The sequence below is a fragment of the Marinobacter sp. genome, from assembly GCF_052094685.1.
GTDB lineage: Bacteria > Pseudomonadota > Gammaproteobacteria > Pseudomonadales > Oleiphilaceae > Marinobacter.
Map to the genome: position 1 here is coordinate 1 of NZ_JBQDKB010000079.1, position 17,027 is coordinate 17,027.

General features: G+C 54.0%; 14 protein-coding genes and 1 other RNA gene. 6 read left to right on the top strand and 9 right to left on the bottom strand.

Annotated elements, in window-relative coordinates:
- The first annotated feature begins 205 nt into the window (after positions 1 to 205).
- The 4 genes from smpB (at position 206) to ACTH3S_RS14230 (ending at position 2,965) form a co-directional block, all read left to right on the top strand.
- Complete coding sequence (gene smpB, locus ACTH3S_RS14215; protein WP_441809667.1) at positions 206 to 688, top strand: SsrA-binding protein SmpB; 483 nt, start codon at positions 206 to 208, stop codon at positions 686 to 688.
- A 72-nt stretch (positions 689 to 760) separates the two neighbouring features.
- Positions 761 to 1,124: a transfer-messenger RNA gene (ssrA, locus tag ACTH3S_RS14220) on the top strand.
- Positions 1,125 to 1,210: 86 nt separating this feature from the next.
- Positions 1,211 to 1,867: an SDR family NAD(P)-dependent oxidoreductase gene (locus ACTH3S_RS14225; protein WP_441809668.1), complete on the top strand. Its 657-nt coding sequence runs from the start codon at positions 1,211 to 1,213 to the stop codon at positions 1,865 to 1,867.
- 213 nt (positions 1,868 to 2,080) lie between these two features.
- Complete coding sequence (locus ACTH3S_RS14230) at positions 2,081 to 2,965, top strand: chemotaxis protein (RefSeq protein WP_441809669.1); 885 nt, start codon at positions 2,081 to 2,083, stop codon at positions 2,963 to 2,965.
- Positions 2,966 to 3,024: 59 nt separating this feature from the next.
- Here ACTH3S_RS14230 and ACTH3S_RS14235 read toward each other — a convergent pair whose 3' ends face one another.
- The 3 genes from ACTH3S_RS14235 to mqo form a co-directional block, all read right to left on the bottom strand.
- On the bottom strand, positions 3,025 to 5,049 hold the full coding sequence (locus tag ACTH3S_RS14235) for a hypothetical protein (protein WP_441809670.1): 2,025 nt from the start codon (positions 5,047 to 5,049) through the stop codon (positions 3,025 to 3,027).
- A gap of 53 nt (positions 5,050 to 5,102) precedes the next feature.
- On the bottom strand, positions 5,103 to 6,335 hold the full coding sequence (locus ACTH3S_RS14240; protein ID WP_441809671.1) for an ATP-grasp domain-containing protein: 1,233 nt from the start codon (positions 6,333 to 6,335) through the stop codon (positions 5,103 to 5,105).
- 179 nt (positions 6,336 to 6,514) lie between these two features.
- Positions 6,515 to 7,996: a malate dehydrogenase (quinone) gene (gene mqo, locus ACTH3S_RS14245; RefSeq protein ID WP_441809672.1), complete on the bottom strand. Its 1,482-nt coding sequence runs from the start codon at positions 7,994 to 7,996 to the stop codon at positions 6,515 to 6,517.
- Positions 7,997 to 8,491: 495 nt separating this feature from the next.
- On the opposite strand from mqo, the gene ACTH3S_RS14250 reads away from it, so the two are divergent.
- Positions 8,492 to 9,475, top strand: a complete 984-nt coding sequence (locus ACTH3S_RS14250) for a calcium/sodium antiporter (RefSeq protein WP_441809673.1) — start codon at positions 8,492 to 8,494, stop codon at positions 9,473 to 9,475.
- Between the two features lie 18 nt (positions 9,476 to 9,493).
- On the opposite strand, the gene msrB is transcribed toward ACTH3S_RS14250, so the two are convergent.
- Positions 9,494 to 9,919, bottom strand: coding sequence for a peptide-methionine (R)-S-oxide reductase MsrB (msrB, locus tag ACTH3S_RS14255; RefSeq protein ID WP_441809674.1), 426 nt, complete (start codon positions 9,917 to 9,919; stop codon positions 9,494 to 9,496).
- Positions 9,920 to 9,930: 11 nt separating this feature from the next.
- Positions 9,931 to 10,593, bottom strand: coding sequence for a peptide-methionine (S)-S-oxide reductase MsrA (gene msrA, locus ACTH3S_RS14260; protein ID WP_441809675.1), 663 nt, complete (start codon positions 10,591 to 10,593; stop codon positions 9,931 to 9,933).
- Positions 10,594 to 10,847: 254 nt separating this feature from the next.
- Here msrA and ACTH3S_RS14265 point away from each other — a divergent pair, with 254 nt between their 5' ends.
- Positions 10,848 to 11,825, top strand: coding sequence for a metallophosphoesterase (locus tag ACTH3S_RS14265; RefSeq protein ID WP_441809676.1), 978 nt, complete (start codon positions 10,848 to 10,850; stop codon positions 11,823 to 11,825).
- Here ACTH3S_RS14265 and ACTH3S_RS14270 read toward each other — a convergent pair.
- From ACTH3S_RS14270 to ACTH3S_RS14285, 4 genes are all read right to left on the bottom strand, one after another.
- Positions 11,819 to 12,301, bottom strand: a complete 483-nt coding sequence (locus ACTH3S_RS14270; protein ID WP_441809677.1) for a CDP-archaeol synthase — start codon at positions 12,299 to 12,301, stop codon at positions 11,819 to 11,821. The two genes, ACTH3S_RS14265 and ACTH3S_RS14270, sit on opposite strands and share 7 nt — an antisense overlap.
- A 26-nt stretch (positions 12,302 to 12,327) precedes the next feature.
- A complete protein-coding gene (locus ACTH3S_RS14275) occupies positions 12,328 to 13,731 on the bottom strand; it encodes a class II fumarate hydratase (protein ID WP_441809678.1) in 1,404 nt (467 codons plus the stop codon).
- A gap of 97 nt (positions 13,732 to 13,828) precedes the next feature.
- Entirely contained in the window at positions 13,829 to 15,349 is a 1,521-nt protein-coding gene (gene exaC, locus ACTH3S_RS14280; RefSeq protein WP_441809679.1) for an acetaldehyde dehydrogenase ExaC, read from the bottom strand.
- 69 nt (positions 15,350 to 15,418) lie between these two features.
- Positions 15,419 to 16,834, bottom strand: coding sequence for a WS/DGAT domain-containing protein (locus ACTH3S_RS14285; protein ID WP_441809680.1), 1,416 nt, complete (start codon positions 16,832 to 16,834; stop codon positions 15,419 to 15,421).
- Positions 16,835 to 17,027: the final 193 nt, after the last annotated feature.

The window sequence follows — 17,027 nt, forward strand, 5'->3', positions numbered from 1 at the left end:
ATAGGTGTCTGGTACGGCGCCGGCATCTTCGCCCCTGGAAATTGTCGAGGCCCGTATTGTAGCCGAAGGACTTCGTCACGCACGAGCTAGACACGCCTTTGAAGGCCATTTCGTGACCAGTCTGGCACTCCTGAGCTACAATGCCCGTTTTGCCGACCTGCAATTGGTCGGCTCGTTCATTCGTCCGAACTCGGATAACTGATTCATGAGCAATAAAAAACCCGGTACATCAAGCGGTACCATCGCCCTGAACAAGAAGGCGAAACACGAATACCATATAGAGGAACGCTTTGAGGCGGGAATGGTTTTGCTTGGCTGGGAAGTAAAATCGCTGCGGGCTGGTAAGGCCCAGATAACCGACGCCTATGTATTACTGAAAGACGGTGAAGCCTTCCTGCTGGGCGGGCATTTTCAGCCGCTTACCGAAGCGTCTACCCACGTTGTTGCCGACCCCACCCGCACCCGCAAGCTTTTGCTGCACGCAAAACAACTGGCCAAGTTGATTGGGGAAACGAGCCAGGCAGGCCAAACCTGCGTACCTATGGCACTGTACTGGAAAGGCAATAAAGTTAAATGCGAAATTGCCTTGGTAAAAGGTAAAAAGCTGTTCGACAAGCGCGCAACCGAAAAAGAACGCGACTGGGATCGCCAGAAGCAACGCATTATGCGGGATAACAACGCCTCTTGAGGCCAGCCCCTGAAAACAAAGCGGGCTAGCCCTTGAGTTTGCAGTCCGCGCCCGCATATACTGTTCATACAAGGGGACGACATGGCTTCGACGCTGGTTGCAAACCCTTGGGTGCATGTCGAGATGGCAGCCAATCTCGTTAATCCAAAGCTGCATATTAATAGTCGCAAACGACGAAAACTACTCACTAGCAGCGTAAGCTGCTAGTCGTCCTGACTGGGTCGCCCGTAGCCCAGAGCTACATCTCAGGACGTCATCGCTTACGGGATGCTCCGTTATCCAGAGTTCACTGTCTAACGGCTAAGATTTAAAGAACTCGTCTCTTACACCCTGACCTTCGGGTCGTTTGAGATTAAATTAATAGAGGGATACTAAGCATGTAGATCTCGAGGCAGAGTGCCGACGGACGCGGGTTCGATCCCCGCCGTCTCCACCAAATGAAGATACTAAGCCGCCCACGGGCGGCTTTTTTAATGCCTAAAAGTTGTACTATCCCACCTTCTCGCCTACGGAGCTTCTCGGATGTCGATACTGATCACGGGTGCCAATCGCGGTATAGGTAGAGCGCTGGCCAAGGAGTGGCAAAGTGCAGGAGAAAAAGTTATTCAGACGGCCCGAAACTCCGCTGGCATGGAGACGCTCGACGTTGCCGATCCCTCCAGTATCAAACAACTCGCAAAACGACTCGAAGGACGACCAATTTCGACCCTAGTCTGCAATGCCGGGGTTTCTCTGGACAAGTTCGATGAGATGGACAGCGGCTACTCTCCGGAACATTGGGCACAATCTTTCGCGGTCAACGTGACCGGCGTTTTTCTAGTGGTTCAAGCATTGCTACCTAACTTGCAGGCCAACACAGACGCAGGTGGAGCCTCGAAAATTGCCATTATTGCTAGCCAGATGGGGTCACAGAATTCGCCGGCTGGTAACCGGTTTATTTACCGCGCATCCAAAGCGGCCACCATAAACCTGGGGCGTAATCTCGCAGTGAGCCTTAAAGGTGATGGGATCGCGGTGGGCATTTATCACCCCGGTTGGGTGGCAACGGACATGGGCGGGGGCTCAGCGGAGCTAACCCTCGAAGAAATCATTCCAGGGCTACGCAAACAGATTGATGGGCTCACAATATCCGAGACCGGGTGCTTTAAATCTTGGAACGGGCAAGACTGTGTGCTGTGAACGCCCACGTCTGTGCCTTCCTTTTTCTACGCGCACCACATTTAGCGACGGGCTTCGACGTCGGTATTAATGCCGCACTTATGGCAAGGATCAACGTTTTGATTTTACCGGATGATAACAGCACGTAAGCTTGCTATCTTTAAACCCTATCTTTTGGCTTTGTCCCTGGCATTTTCTGGCTTCCGGGGACTCAATTTTTGGGGATCCGGTGTTATGTCCAGCAAGGCTAAGCAAACCCAGAAACTTCTTCTGTTCCGCTTGTCGGGCACCCGGCTGTTCGGGATTGGCACGCTAAAAATCCGAGAAATACTAACCTTCAGGCCTCTTACTAAGCTGCCCCACAGCCACAGCGCTGTTGCGGGCACCATCAGCTTTCGCGGCGCAGCCGTGCCGGTGATCGATATGGCGGCGGCCGTTGGCTATCCGGCTTTAACGTCGGAGGAACTGAAAACGGCCTCCATTATGATCACCGACGTTCAACGCCAGGAGATCGGCTTTGTGGTGCGTGGCGTGCAACAAATAATCGAAACAGACTGGAAGAAGGTACAGGCACCACCCAAAGCGCTGGGAGACAGAGCCTTTATAACTGGCCTGCTAGATGTGGAAGGCGACACCGTTCAACTAATGGACGTGGAGCTGTTACTGGCGAATGTCTACCCGAATTCGTTGGACTCGCAGAATGTTGTTCTCACCGACGTTCAAAGCGAAACCCTCAAAGCCCTCAATATTTTGCTGGTGGACGACTCCCGAGTTGCCCGAAAGCAACTGTGTGATGTGCTGGACGCCAAGGATATCCCCTATCAAGTCACCACCAACGGTGACGATGCGCTACGGATTCTGTTAAACGACAACGAGCTAGGTCGGCCGGTTGATCTTTTGGTGAGCGATATTGAAATGCCCGGGTTGGATGGCTACGAGCTGGCTTTCGGTGTGCGGGACAACGCCGTACTTAAGCAGCCTTACATTATTCTGCACACGTCATTGAATAGTGAAATGAGCCTGAGCTACGCCAATCAGGTGGGCGCCAACGAAGCATTGACCAAGTTTGATGCAGACGAACTGCTGCATGCCATGCTCAGGGGCGCTTCGCCGACGTGAACTCTGGCTTGCTACGCTTTCGCGTACCAAGCCGAGATCTTATTACCTTATCAGCAGGTTTAATCGGCCAGAGGCGGCTCCGCCTGCAACCCTGTCGCAGGTAAGCGATTTGCGCCCCAACTCCGATACACCCGCTCCATCACCCGCTGCAGCTCTTTTTCACTCACTTCTGCGGGTTCGCCTCGCTCAAGTGGGTCAAAATGGAAGATATACAGCCGAGATGTAAACTGCTCGAATGGCAGAGAGGCTTCACCAAACCTTTCACCGCAGCCTTCCGTACTCACGTGAACATCATCCCCCCAGCTCTGACCACTGTCGTTGTTGGGGTTGTAAAAATACACGCGCATCTCGCCTTCAGGGTCCAAGGCTGCCCGAAGCATGGTGATGGCGTGCCAGCCGATAAATCGTGCGGCTCTGTCGGTTACGGCAATGCCTGCAGGCTGAGGGTGAATCAGAGGCTGATTACCATTGTAATAAGGATGGTAGCTGGCATAGAAGTGCCGAATAAAGCCTTCCAAGTCGTCCAAGTTACCCGAAGCCACATCCACGTTGATGGCAAAACCCCGGCCTGCAGACCAGCCGTGGAACTCCGGGTTCACCCACCTATGCGGATCGCCTTCGCGGCCGATACACATACGACCCATTTCGGCGTAGATTCGGTCGAGGTGCGGCACCACAACCAGCGAGACCGGGTCGAGATCAAAGGTGACTTCTGAGGCTACACCACCAAGACTATGAGCCGACGACACCGGCTGCCCCTCAAAATGCATGATGATTTCGTTATCCCTGGCTGCCCATGCCACCATCTGCAATAGATAATCGGGATCATTGTAAGCCCACATGGACAACGCCCGGGCTGACTGGCAGGTAGGATTATTACCTTGGCCAACACCCAGTGGTTGCCCCAACATATTCAGCACACCCTGAATTAGCCATGCGCCCGGCTGCGGCTGGTAGCCATTGGCAATCTGCAAGCGTTCACGGGCTTCTGGACACAGATTCAGCCGAGCCTGGCGCCACAGTGCGGGCGCCAAAGGTGGCTGATACAAAATGCCACGCTCAAGCATAAGCGCAAGGCCGTAAATACCTTGGGCCGTTTCGGGAAACACACCCTCGTTGATCAGCTCATGTACCAATTCACGGTAACACAGGAGGCAATCACGGCCGGTGCTGGAAAGCCCCAAGGCTTCGCTGAGCAGGTTGTCTTGACCCTCCATGATGTAACGCACGAAGCTGGCATGATACGGAGATACCAGGCCAGTATCGTGCATGGAACGGGCAAAGCCGGTGGCTTCGTTCTGCAGGGTTTGGGAGTCCATGGTTTCCAAGCGCTGCTGATAAACCACAGTACCCGGATCTTCGCTGCACCCTCGCGTTGGGCCATATAGGCTGGAGATAAGCCTGTCAGCGCCGCGCCCGGCACTACCAAGATCTGCACCCGGCTCAGCTCGGCAGATCGCAATCTGGGTGATCATTTTGCGCACATCGGCCACTTGAATCGGCCGCTGCTGCAAAATTCGCCAGATTTCCTCAATCAGGCTGTCGATCACGTGCTCGTAACCAATGTGTTGAGCTACGTACTGCACAACGTGTTGGCTGATCAGTGCCAATCTACCTTGTTCACGTTCGGCTTCGCCGGTCATGCCAAACAACAAGCCAAGATTAATCGCAAGCACTTGGGTCAGGTAATGGTTAGCCTGCTCAGCAGACACCGTGGGGTGCAAGTAAGCACCGCGGGCAACCGCCAGCAGACGCAGCTCGCTAAGCGCCTCCACAACCACTGTATCTACGTTCTGGCTTTGCAGCGCATAGGTGGTTAAGGCCGGCAACAGAATGGCAGGCTCAGCCCAGTCTGTGCCGTCAAAAACACCAGCTATTTCCAAGCGTTCGGCACGCGCTTCAATAACAGCGCAACCCGCTGGCTGCATCAGTATCCTGCGAACAAGGTCAAACACACGCGGAAGCTTGCCGACCTTCGCAAAAGCCCGGCTTTCTTCTAGGGCCAGAATTGAATCGTCCAGCTTTTGTGCCAGTTTGTCCAAATTCACAGCCGGTGCTGCGTTGCCCGATTGGTGATCGTTCAAACGATGTTCCTCAGGGCCTGCATCAAACCCGTTTGATGTAATGCATCACCCGATTATACATAGAAATCCAGATCTTCCTGATGCTTCAGGAGATCACGCATCACATATGGATCTTCACCAAAGAAATACACGAGGCCCCAGTGAGTGCCAAATGCCGTGCGCTTGGTCACGGTTTCTTCCACTGGCGGCGTTAGCTCATGGGATTCAAAATACTCGTGATTCTCGGTTTCCTCCGGAATCTCCAGCTTGCTGACAACCCGGCGCCGCGGATACACACCAAAGCAACCTGCATAGCCTTTCGCATCCACCACTTCTTTCGGGAAGAAGGCGGCGATTTCTTCAGGGGTGCTTTTCGGATCGAAAGCGAGAATCAGGCCTTGATACGCGTTGAAGCCATAAGCAGTCTCAAGCAACTCAAACACCTTGAACCCCGGTGGTCGATAAGCCACTTCACCAAAGTACATGGTGCTGTCGCTGGTCACGAAGTATTCGGGGTGAAGGAAGCCGAATTCAATATCAAAGGTCTTGATAAGCTTTTCGATCTCGCCTCGAATCTGATCACGGTACTTTTCGAGATCCGGCGTCGCCGGCACGAAAACAGAATAACCCAAGGTGACGTACTCGGAGATATTCAAGAAAGCGATCTTGCCATTATGAACCCAGGCTTCCACCGCAAACTCCCAGCCGTCCAGGTGCGACTCCATCAACACGGGAAACTCTTCGTCAGGGATGGAATCCACTTCGTCCGGGGTACGGATAACTCTGTGCCCAAGACAGCCAGCCTTATCAAAGGCTTTCAGGTGAATCGGGTCGTTGGGGTCGCCATCGAGCTTAAGCAGAGTCTGGTTAACCCTTTTCAGAAAGCGAACGACATCACCTTTATCGTGGGCCTCTTCAAAAATACCCACTCGTATGCCGCCAAGCTGTGCGCGGCGTTTCATCAAGGCCTTGTCACGTAGCAGCATGGCCTGGCCGAACAATCGCGGCTTGTCCATAAGAACGGAGTTAATCGCACCGGCCCACTCCACCGTTTCTTCAAACAACGGAATAGCAACATCCACACCCATTTCTTTAAGGGTTTGGGCAATTTCAAAAGAGCGGTCATTCAAGCGCTCAAAATTCCAAGGCACGTAGGGAATATCGTGCTCTTTGCAATAAGGCTCAGCCCAATCAGGTGCAACCACCACGTAGCGGCGATCGAATTTATCAGCGGCTTCTATGGCGTTTAGGCTCCAACCAAGAAACGCAATATATCCCTTATCAGGATTGAATTTATGCTCGCTCATAGGCTATCTCCTTGCTTCCGAGTGTCCTTTCAACACTACGCCGATATGTGAGAATCGCAAATACCATAGGGACATGAAATGCAAAAAGCACTGTGAGCACCGATGTTTAAGCCGGCGCTCACAGTGCTTCAGAGTTGCGTAGAACGTTTTCTAAGGTTCGTTTAGGTCAACTGGAAATATCAGCCCAACTTCAAGGTGGAGAGCGTTCTTTCACGTACTTGCGTCAACAGCGCCTCGTCGTCCACCAGTGACTGACCGTAAGAAGGCACCATCACCTTCATGCGCTCCTGCCACTCGGGTGTCTGGATTTTCTCCGGGAAGCAGCGTTCGATCACGCTGATCATCGCATTAGCTGCGGTAGATGCACCCGGTGACGCACCAAGCAAGGCCGCCAACGTGCCGTCTTTTGCCGCCACAATCTCGGTACCAAACTCTAGCTTTCCGCCGCCACCTTCGGCTTGCTTGATTATCTGCACACGCTGGCCAGCATTGCGCAGCTCCCAGTTCTCTTCCTCAGCTTCTGGGAAGAAGTTGCGCAGTGCATCCACGCGGTCACTGTGCGACTGGAATACCTCACCGATCAGATAGCGGGTGAGATCCATGTTGCTCTTGCTCACCGACAACATAGGCTTGAGGTTGGTTGTGCGCACCGAGCCGAACAAATCAAAGATAGAGCCCTGCTTGAGGAAGCGAGTAGTAAAGCCCGCAAACGGGCCAAACAGCAACGCCGGCTCGCCATTAATAATGCGGGTATCAAGGTGCGGCACCGACATGGGCGGCGCACCAATGGGCGCCTTACCGTATACCTTGGCGTGGTGCTGCCCTACTACATCTGGCTTGCGGCACACTAGCCACTGACCACTAACAGGGAAACCACCGTAGCCACGGGCTTCACTAATCCCGGATTTCTGTAGCAACGGCAATGCCCCGCCGCCGGCACCCAAGAAAACAAATTCGCTTTCCAGTTTGGTCTGTTCACCGGTGTGCTGGTTTTTAACCCGGACTTTCCATCGACCGTTGTCACGCTGGTCTATGTAATGCACAGGGCTACCCAGCATTAGCTCAAAATTGGGCTGGCTTTGCAGGTACTCGACCATGTTCCGGGTTAGAGAACCAAAATCCACATCCGAGCCGTGGCGGATACGCGTTGCAGCAACACGCTGCATAGGGTCTCGGCCCTGAATAATCAGCGGCATCCAATCTTCTAGGTCCCGCGGCGACTCCGTGTACTCCATTCCACGGAATAGGTGATGCGCACTCATGCGTTCATGACGGCGCTTGAGGAAAGCGACATCTTTGTCACCCCAAACAAAACTCTGATGCGGCGTGCGGTTAATGAACTTTGACGGTTCTGGCAACATACCCTGCTCAACCAGATACGACCAAAATTGTAGGGAAACCTCATATTGCGCATTAATCTGGAGCGCCCGCTCAATCGCGACATCGCCATCTTCGGTCTCAGGTGTGTAATTCAGTTCGCAGTATCCTGCGTGCCCGGTACCTGCGTTGTTCCATCCGTCGGTGCTTTCATGAGCAACGTGATCAAGACGCTCCAACATGACAATCTTCATGGACGGATCCAACTGCGTTAGCATCATGCCGAGAGTGGCGCTCATGACACCACCGCCGACCAGCACTACGTCTGCCTGTTTAACGGCCATTGGTTTTTTCACCCTAGCTAGTTTTGAGCCTTTCGCCCCCTCCACGATCAGCGGAGAGGTCTGTCGGATACCGGCAAGTCGCGAGGTAAAAGGCGTTGCCGTGTGCGTCCGTTCTATATGTGCTCACAATTATCCGGATTTTCGCAGAAACAATAAAATGCGATTGTTAATCAATGCGGATCTGTGCGCGGTCTGCGTATTAGTTTAGCGGTTGCATCGTTAGCTTACGAACAGTGACGTGCATCAGGTTATAAGTAATAATCCGGACACACGGGGCGACAAGGTGTCGCAAATTCTCCCTTCTTTAGCCGGCAATATCACCGCAACTTTAGTCTTATGTCTCTACCTGCCCGTGATCATAGCACTTCATATGAAAAGGGCTGACCTCAGCAGGCCATATGCGGTATCTTGCACTCCTTTCAAGCGCTGCTCCTCTGATTACCCGAGGTTTTTAAGGGCGCTCTATTACAGACACAAACTGACTGAGGTTCATCTATGGGAATGGCTATTGGCGCAATTATCGCCGGCCTTATATTACTGGTTTGGAGTGCCGACAAGTTTGTGGAAGGCGCAGCGGCCACCGCCAAACACTTGGGCATGCCCTCACTGCTGATTGGCATGGTGATTATTGGGTTCGGCACCTCGGCACCAGAGTTGGCCGTTTCAGCCATGGCCGCGGCCGATGGCAACCCCGGGCTTGCGCTGGGTAACGGCTACGGCTCTAACATTACCAACATTGCGCTCATTGTGGGCCTTACCGCTTTGATTGCGCCCATCGCCGTACACTCCCAAGTGCTTCGAAAAGAACTGCCGCTGCTTGTGGTGCTTACCCTCATCGCTGGCGCGCAATTACTGGACGGCGAGCTCTCAAGGTTTGATGGCTGGGTACTACTGGGCGTATTTTCGGTGGTCATGGGCTGGTCGATTTTTCAGGGCATGCGCGGCAAAGATGACGCACTGGCAAGCGAGACAGATGCTCAGCTAACCAGTGAACTGATGGCGATGAAGACAGCCATCATGTGGCTGGTCATTGGCCTTATCCTGCTTGTCGTCAGCTCCCGCCTGCTGGTCTGGGGTGCGGTTACCATTGCCCAGAGCTTGGGGGTTAGCGATCTGATCATTGGCCTGACGATTGTGGCAATTGGCACGTCGCTGCCAGAACTGGCCGCTGCCTTGGCCGCTGTCCGTAAAAACGAGCACGATCTGATTCTGGGCAACATTCTCGGCTCGGGCCTCTTCAACACTCTAGCCGTTGTGGGGCTGGCTGCGGTTATCGAGCCTATGTCGGTAGCCTCGGAGGTGCTATACCGGGATTGGACACTGATGCTGGCGCTGACCGTTGGCCTGCTGGTTATGGGATTTGGGCTGACCGGTTGGCGCAAAGTGATCAGCCGGTTTGACGGTTCCGTTCTGCTGCTGGTTTACGTCGCCTACACCGGCTATCTGCTCTCTACGGTTGTGGCCGCCACCACAAGCTGACGGCAATGCCTATACGCCTTAGCTATTCTCCTGAAAATCCATGGCAATGGAGTTCAGGCAATAGCGCTGGCCTGTAGGCGGCGGCCCATCTGGAAACACATGACCGAGGTGACTTTCGCAGCGAACGCAGCGTACTTCTGTACGGGCCATCCCCAAGCTTGAATCTTCAATGTACCGGATGTGTTCCTTCTCGAACGGCTGAAAAAAGCTGGGCCAGCCAGTACCGGAATCAAATTTTGCGTTTGAGCTGAACAGCGGCAAATCACAAAGCCGGCAGTGATAAACGCCGGCCAGCTTGTTGTCCAGCAGCGTGCCGCAGAACGGATGCTCCGTGCCGTGATCCAACAACACCTGACGCTCTTCAGCTGTCAGGCCAGACGCTTTCTCTTCAATCTGCGCATCAGTCAGTGGCGTTAAGTCATAACTTACAGTAGAGCTACCCATCACTTATCTCCTCAGGCTATGTTGTCGCCGGAACTTGAATCGACACCAGTATATTCCGGTTTAAGCCGGTCACCGAAGCCATCAATTAGTTTTTCCACTTTTGGGGCTGCTACCGCCATGATGTATGGCTGGTGTGGATTACGGGCGGCAAAATTCTGGTGGTGTCCCTCAGCCGGATAAAACGCCTCCAACGGTTCTAGCGAGGTTACGACAGGATCAGAGTAGACCCGTGCGTCATCCAGTTGGCGAATGTAGGATTCCACAACCCGCTTCTGTTCCGCGGTTTCATAAAAAACAGCGGAACGATATTGCGTACCCCGATCATTACCTTGGCGGTTCAGCTGAGTCGGATCGTGAGCCACCGAAAAGAACACCCTGAGCAACGCCCCAAAGCTAACCCGCGCCGGGTCATAGTGAACACTTACAACTTCCGCATGGCCGGTTGTGCCTGTGCACACGGCGTCGTAATTCGCCGTTTCTGGCAAACCGCCAGCGTAACCAGACTCCACGCGCGTTACGCCGTCCATTGCAATGAGCACAGCCTCAACGCACCAGAAACACCCACCGGCAAGAACCACTCTGCGCTCTCCCTCCTCGGCTGGCAGATCTTGCTCTGGCTCGGGAAAACGGCTGCGGGCCACGTTCAGGCCAGGAATGCTGCACGATGATGTCATAATGACCTCTGCTACGAATATGAATGTCTAAAGGCTACAGGATTGTGGCTGTTAACTCGCCGTTTTCCAACCTCAGTCGCTATGTGAAAGAGGGCTCCCGATACGGATAGTTAGAAACCCAATACCGAAAAAGTTCCCTGCGAGCTACATGAACAATGTACCGGCAGGTTGCATACCGCCTGTTGCCTACCATAATGAGACTATGTGCCTGCTAAAATAATGCCCCGGCACAGATTGAAACCAAAGGAACACAAATGACCTCAGCGGCCCGCACACCGGAACATCAGGATGAGCTTATGGAGCACCGCCTGAGCCTTCGGCTGGGGCCAGTTCACGCGCGCCAACGCCTAGGCATTGAACGTGAAGCTGAGGCAAGGGCTTTCCGCCAGGATCGCCCCTCGTATCGTTTCAAGAACCCAGCGTCTGCACCCGGATTCATCCGTTTTTGCCTAAGCCTAGTGGGACTTCACCGGCGCGGTCAGAACAATAGCCGACGCCTGGATACAGCTCACAACCACTTCCATTTGCCAAGCCTGCCGGCGAACTTCGAAGGTTTTCGCATCCTGCATTTAACAGACCTGCATGTGGATATGGATGAGGCCAACCTACAAGCCGTCATACAACAGATATCCCCACTGGATTACGATTTGTGCGTGCTTACGGGCGATTACCGCAAAGAAACCTGGGGACCGATTGAAGCGGCTCTCGAAGGCATGGCACGGCTGCGCCAAGCTATCCGAGGGCCAGCTTACGCCGTGCTTGGTAATCACGACAGTGTGCGCATGGTGCCCGCCCTGGAAGACATGGGGTACTCCCTGCTGATGAACGAGATGGCTCCAATAGAACGGGGTGGCGAACGGGTGTATCTTGCAGGGGTCGATGACCCGCACTTTTATAAAACTCACAATCTGCATCGTGCAGGCGACGACATTCCTGCCGGCGCTACCAGCCTGCTTCTCAGCCATACACCGGAGCTGTGGCGGGAGGCCGCCCACGCCGGCTATGACATGTTCTTGTGCGGCCACACTCATGGTGGCCAGATCTGCCTGCCCGGCGGAATCCCACTAACATTGGATGCAGACTGCCCGCGCCATCTTGGTCGTGGGTACTGGCAAGTGAGTGGCATGCAGGGATACACCTCTCCCGGGGCTGGCACTTCTGTCGTTAACGTGCGCCTGAACTGCCCGCCGGAAGTAACGATTCACACCCTAACTCGCGATCCGGTTCAATGAGGCTGGCGCCGGATGCCCAAGCGGTAGAGTAAAGGCGATATCCACATATTGGATAGTGTGAAAAACACCACAATGAACAGCGCAGCCCAAACATTAACCAACCCCCAGCCCATGGCCAGCAGCAAAGGAAAAGCTGCCTCTGGCACCTGATCCAACCAAGGCATCCGCGCGCTAGACTTCAGTCCGAGCCGGCGTTTGATAAAACTGCTAAACAGATCGCCGGCGAGCGCGAGCAAGCCAAACAATAACCCGAATACAAACCCGTGTTCAGTAGCCAAGGAAAACAACCCGCAGCACAATGCACCGGAAACAACGCCTCGCCAAGTTTTGCTTTTACCCAGCAACGGACGGCCATCAAACCCGTGCAGCCCTGCATCCACAGGCGCAGACCAGCGGCGCCTGAATACCTTTGCGACAACCACTGGCGCACCATTGGCCAGCACCAGCATTACAAACAACGTAAGGGATATCAGCAAACGCCGGTACTCCTTGCCCGTTTATTTCAGTCGATTCCGCCTTGGGTAAGCTTGAGCGGATCCATCAGTTCTTCCAAATGCGCCCGGCTGAGACCGCTGATTTCTTCAGCCACATCAATAACAGGTCGTCCGGTTTTATAAGCCTCCTTGGCAATATCCGAAGCCAGACTGTAGCCAATTTCAGGGTTAAGCGCTGTCACCAGAACAGGGTTGCGACGCACACCTGCATCCAATGCTTCGGTGTTCACGGTAAAGTTCCGGATGGCCTTGTCTGACAGCATGCTGGTGGCGTTGCCAAGCAAGCCAATCATATCCAGTAGGTTGCCGCCAACGAGTGGCAGCATCACATTAAGCTGAAAATTACCGGACTGCCCAGCAATGGCGTTAGCGCTATCCAGCCCCATTACCTGGGCCCCCACCATAGCCACTGCTTCGGGAATAACCGGGTTAACTTTACCCGGCATAATACTGCTGCCCGGCTGCAGCGCTGGCAGGCTGATCTCCGCAAGCCCGTGAATGGGTCCGCTGTTCATCCAGCGTAGGTCGTTGGCAATTTTGGTGAGCACAATGCCCAGCCCACGCAGCTGGGATGAAAGCGCCACGGGGCCATCCACCGCGCTCTGGCCTACAAACTTATGATCCAAAGAACAGAATGAATAGCTGGTACTGGCCTTCAGGAACTTCACAAACTGACCGGAAAACTCCGGCAGCGCATTCACGCCCGTGCCTACCGCCGTGCCGCCTTGGGGCAATGCGAGCAGTTCTTCCGCAACCGCATCAAGGCGTTTTTCTGCCGCAAGTATCTGTTCCCGCCACGTACGCAGCTCTTGGCCAAGGGTAACCGGCATGGCATCCATGAGATGAGTACGACCGGTTTTCACCTGCTCAGAAAACAACGCTTCACGCTCGTAAATAACGCCACGCAAATGCGTTAACGCCGGAATAAGCCGTTCTTTTACGCCAATCACCGAGCTCACGTGGATAGCCGTGGGAATCACATCGTTCGAGCTCTGGCTCATATTCACATGATCGTTAGGGTGCACCTGAACGCCGCTCTTGGCTGCAATGGCGGCAATCACTTCATTCACGTTCATGTTAGTGCTGGTGCCCGAACCGGTCTGATAACGATCAACCGGAAACTGATCGGCATACTCGCCTCGAATAAGCGCTTGGCAGGCCTCAGTAATGGCGTCGCAAAGGCGGTTATCCAGAAGCCCTAGACTGGCATTGGCCTCTGCCGCTGCCAGCTTGATACGGGCTACTGCTTCAATAAAAGCCGGTGGCATGGGCTGGCCACTAACCGGAAAGTTATCAACAGCGCGCTGAGTTTGGGCGCCCCAAAGGGCCGCCACTGGCACATGCACATCGCCCAGGCTGTCGGTTTCTACTCGGGTTTGACTGTCTGCGCCCCTAGCTCCATTTTCGTTCATGGCTCCTCCTGTCTGTTCCTGCGTCAGGATGGCTGGCTGTGCATCAAAACATACGACTGACAGGCCCCTTTAGCAGGGGCCGCCTACCGTAGCTGGGTCAGAAAAAGCCCAGCGGGTTGATGTCGTAGCTGGTCAGCATGCACTTGGTCTGCTGATAATGCTCCAGCGCCATCTTGTGGGTTTCACGGCCAACGCCAGACTTTTTGTAACCACCAAAAGCTGCGTGTGCCGGATAAGCGTGATAGCAATTCATCCATACTCGGCCAGCCTGAATGCTGCGCCCCATACGATAAGCACGGTTGGTATCCCGGGTCCAAACGCCAGCGCCCAGCCCATACTCAGTATCGTTGGCAATCGCCAAGGCTTCCTCTTCAGTTTTAAACGTGGTTACGCCCACAACCGGGCCAAAGATTTCCTCCTGGAACACCCGCATCTTGTTGTCGCCCTTGAACAACGTGGGCTGAACGTAGAAGCCGTTATTGAATTCCGCATCCATTTCTTCCCTATTGCCCCCGGTGAGAACCACGGCGCCTTCTTGCTTACCGATTTCAAGGTAAGACATAATTTTATCGAATTGTTCCTTACTCGCTTGAGCACCCACCTGTACATCGGTATCCAGCGGGTTACCGCGTTTGATAGCTTTGGTGCGCTCAACCACCTTCTGCATGAACTCTTCAAACATGTCTTCCTGCACCAGTGCACGAGAGGGGCAGGTGCACACTTCGCCCTGGTTGAAGAACGCCAGAACCAAGCCTTCCACACATTTATTCACGAACTCCGGCTCGCCCTGCATCACATCAGAGAAATAGATGTTGGGAGACTTGCCACCCAACTCAACCGTGGAAGGAATGATGTTTTCAGCCGCACACTTGAGGATGTGCGAACCAACCGGTGTAGAACCCGTGAAGGCGATTTTATCGATACGCTTGCTGGTCGCCAACGCTTCACCGGCCTCAATACCATAGCCGTTAACAACGTTGAGAACGCCCGGCGGCAACAGATCGCCAATAATTTCCATCAGCACCAGAATACTGGCAGGCGTTTGCTCTGCGGGCTTGAGCACGGTGCAGTTGCCGGCGGCCAAACAGGGGGCCAGTTTCCACGCCGCCATCAAGATTGGGAAGTTCCACGGGATAATCTGCCCCACCACACCAAGGGGCTCATGAAAATGATAAGCCACGGTATTTTGGTCGATCTCACCCATGTGCCCTTCCTGGGCCCGAATGCAACCGGCAAAGTAGCGGAAGTGGTCTGCTGCCAGTGGAATATCGGCATTCAGGGTTTCACGAACCGCTTTGCCGTTATCCCAGGTTTCTGCGACAGCCAACTTTTCCAGGTTGGCTTCAATACGGTCCGCAATCTTAAGCAGAATATTGGAGCGCTCCGCCGCAGGGGTTTTGCCCCAGGCTGGCGCTGCCTTGCGTGCAGCATCGAGTGCCAAATCAATATCCTCGGCAGAGGAGCGCGGGATATCACAGATAGTATCGCCAGTTACCGGCGTTATGTTTTCGAAATATTGGCCCTTAACCGGTGCAACCCACTCACCACCGATGTAATTCTCGTAGCGGGTCTTAAAAGAAACAACGGAGCCGTCTTTTCCTGGTTGTGCGTAAATCATGGTCGTCACCCCTTGTTGTGGTTGTATATGACAACGCGATGTTTCGCGTTTACCCATCCACTGTAGCCCTCAAACAACAATAGGTGAACCACCGGGGAACTCCGACAACTCCTGCAGGCAATCTTCCAAAAATTCTGCGGGATCTGCCAGCACGGCTTCGTCTGCCACAACACCGAACTGAACCTGTCCGGCGTAGCTCACAATGCTCACTCCCAGCCCTATGTCTCCGGCCTGGGGCACCCAGAACATCTGTTCGGTAATCCGACAACCAGCAATGTATCTGGCCTCTGGGGTACCAGGAACGTTAGACACTACAGCACTGGCTTTGCGATAAAACACATCCAAAAGTGGCTGGCGCAGAGTTTCGGGAATGAGCGATGCACAGGCAGACATCCCCCAGGCAATCCCTGGCTGCCAGCTCTTTTTCAGCCGGCGAGTCTCCTGCTTAATGCGGTAAAGCCGCTCCAGCGCGCTCTCGCCATCCACTGGCAAAGGAACAAACACTGTACCAAAGTAATTACCGAGGGAGTCCTGCTCTGGTTTCAGTTCATCCGGAAGGCGATCGCGAATATCAACGGGAACCGCTGCGTGCATAACGGCGTCTTCTAAGCTTGCTCCAGAAATGCCCAGGCGGGGCCGAACCGCTGCCGCTACACAACTGAGCAGAACATCATTGATCGTTACGTTCGTCGCCTTGGCAATTGAACGAAACCGATCGAGTGGAACGGGCACAGACCATCGACATTGGCGCTTGCCCAGCAGCGGGCGCTTAAGATCGGAGGGCGTGTCTTCTGGCTCTGCCAGAAAATCACTGACTTCATCCACCAGTTTCAAACCGTTGCTGGCCAGTTGATCCAAAAACGTACGGGCCTGCTCCAAAGAGCTTTCCGGCTCATCGATTTGCTTGTTCGTGGCAACATCGGGCGCTGCATCACCACCAACCAACCGCTCTAACCGATCTTTGGCGGCAGATATCCAGGGAGATAGATCTGCGTTGTGTGGTGCGCCGTATATTGCGGGGTGCTGCTGCGGCGAGGCACAGCACAGGCGATCAAAAATGCCTGTAAGTGATACACCGTCGGCATAGCAATGATGTAGTCGAAGCAACAACACCGAGCCACCTTCAGCGTTCGGTGCCAACCAGAATTTCCACAAAGGACGATATAAAGGCAGCGGCTGGTTCAGGCGTTCAGAAACCCACTCCTGAAGAGCCGGTTCGTTGAAGCGATCAAGCACCACATCAAGATGGTGCCTGGGATCAAAATCCGTATCGAGTTCCCACCGCCACCCGGGCACTCGCTTAACAGGCATATACCGGAAGCGCTCCCAAGCTATCCAATACACTCGCAAAAATTCCCGCAACCTAGGCGCCGTCAGGCCATCGACCCGCATCATGACGGTAATGGTCATAGGGTTCCGGGGGCTCTCCAGAGCCAGCCAGGCTGAATCCGCAGGAAGCATGAGATGCGTTTGCTCGTGACTCAAACCCGAACGTCCCCGGAAGTAGTGAAATTAAAGAGTATTGGAATTAAAGAGTGCTTGAGTTAAAAAATCAGCGTTCAGCATTGTGCCAGACATACTTCACCGGCTCCACAAAGGTACCAACAGTGAAGTGTTACAAAAAATTACACATGAACCCACCTTCACTCCTATACTGGTTATAAGCCTTGATGTAATA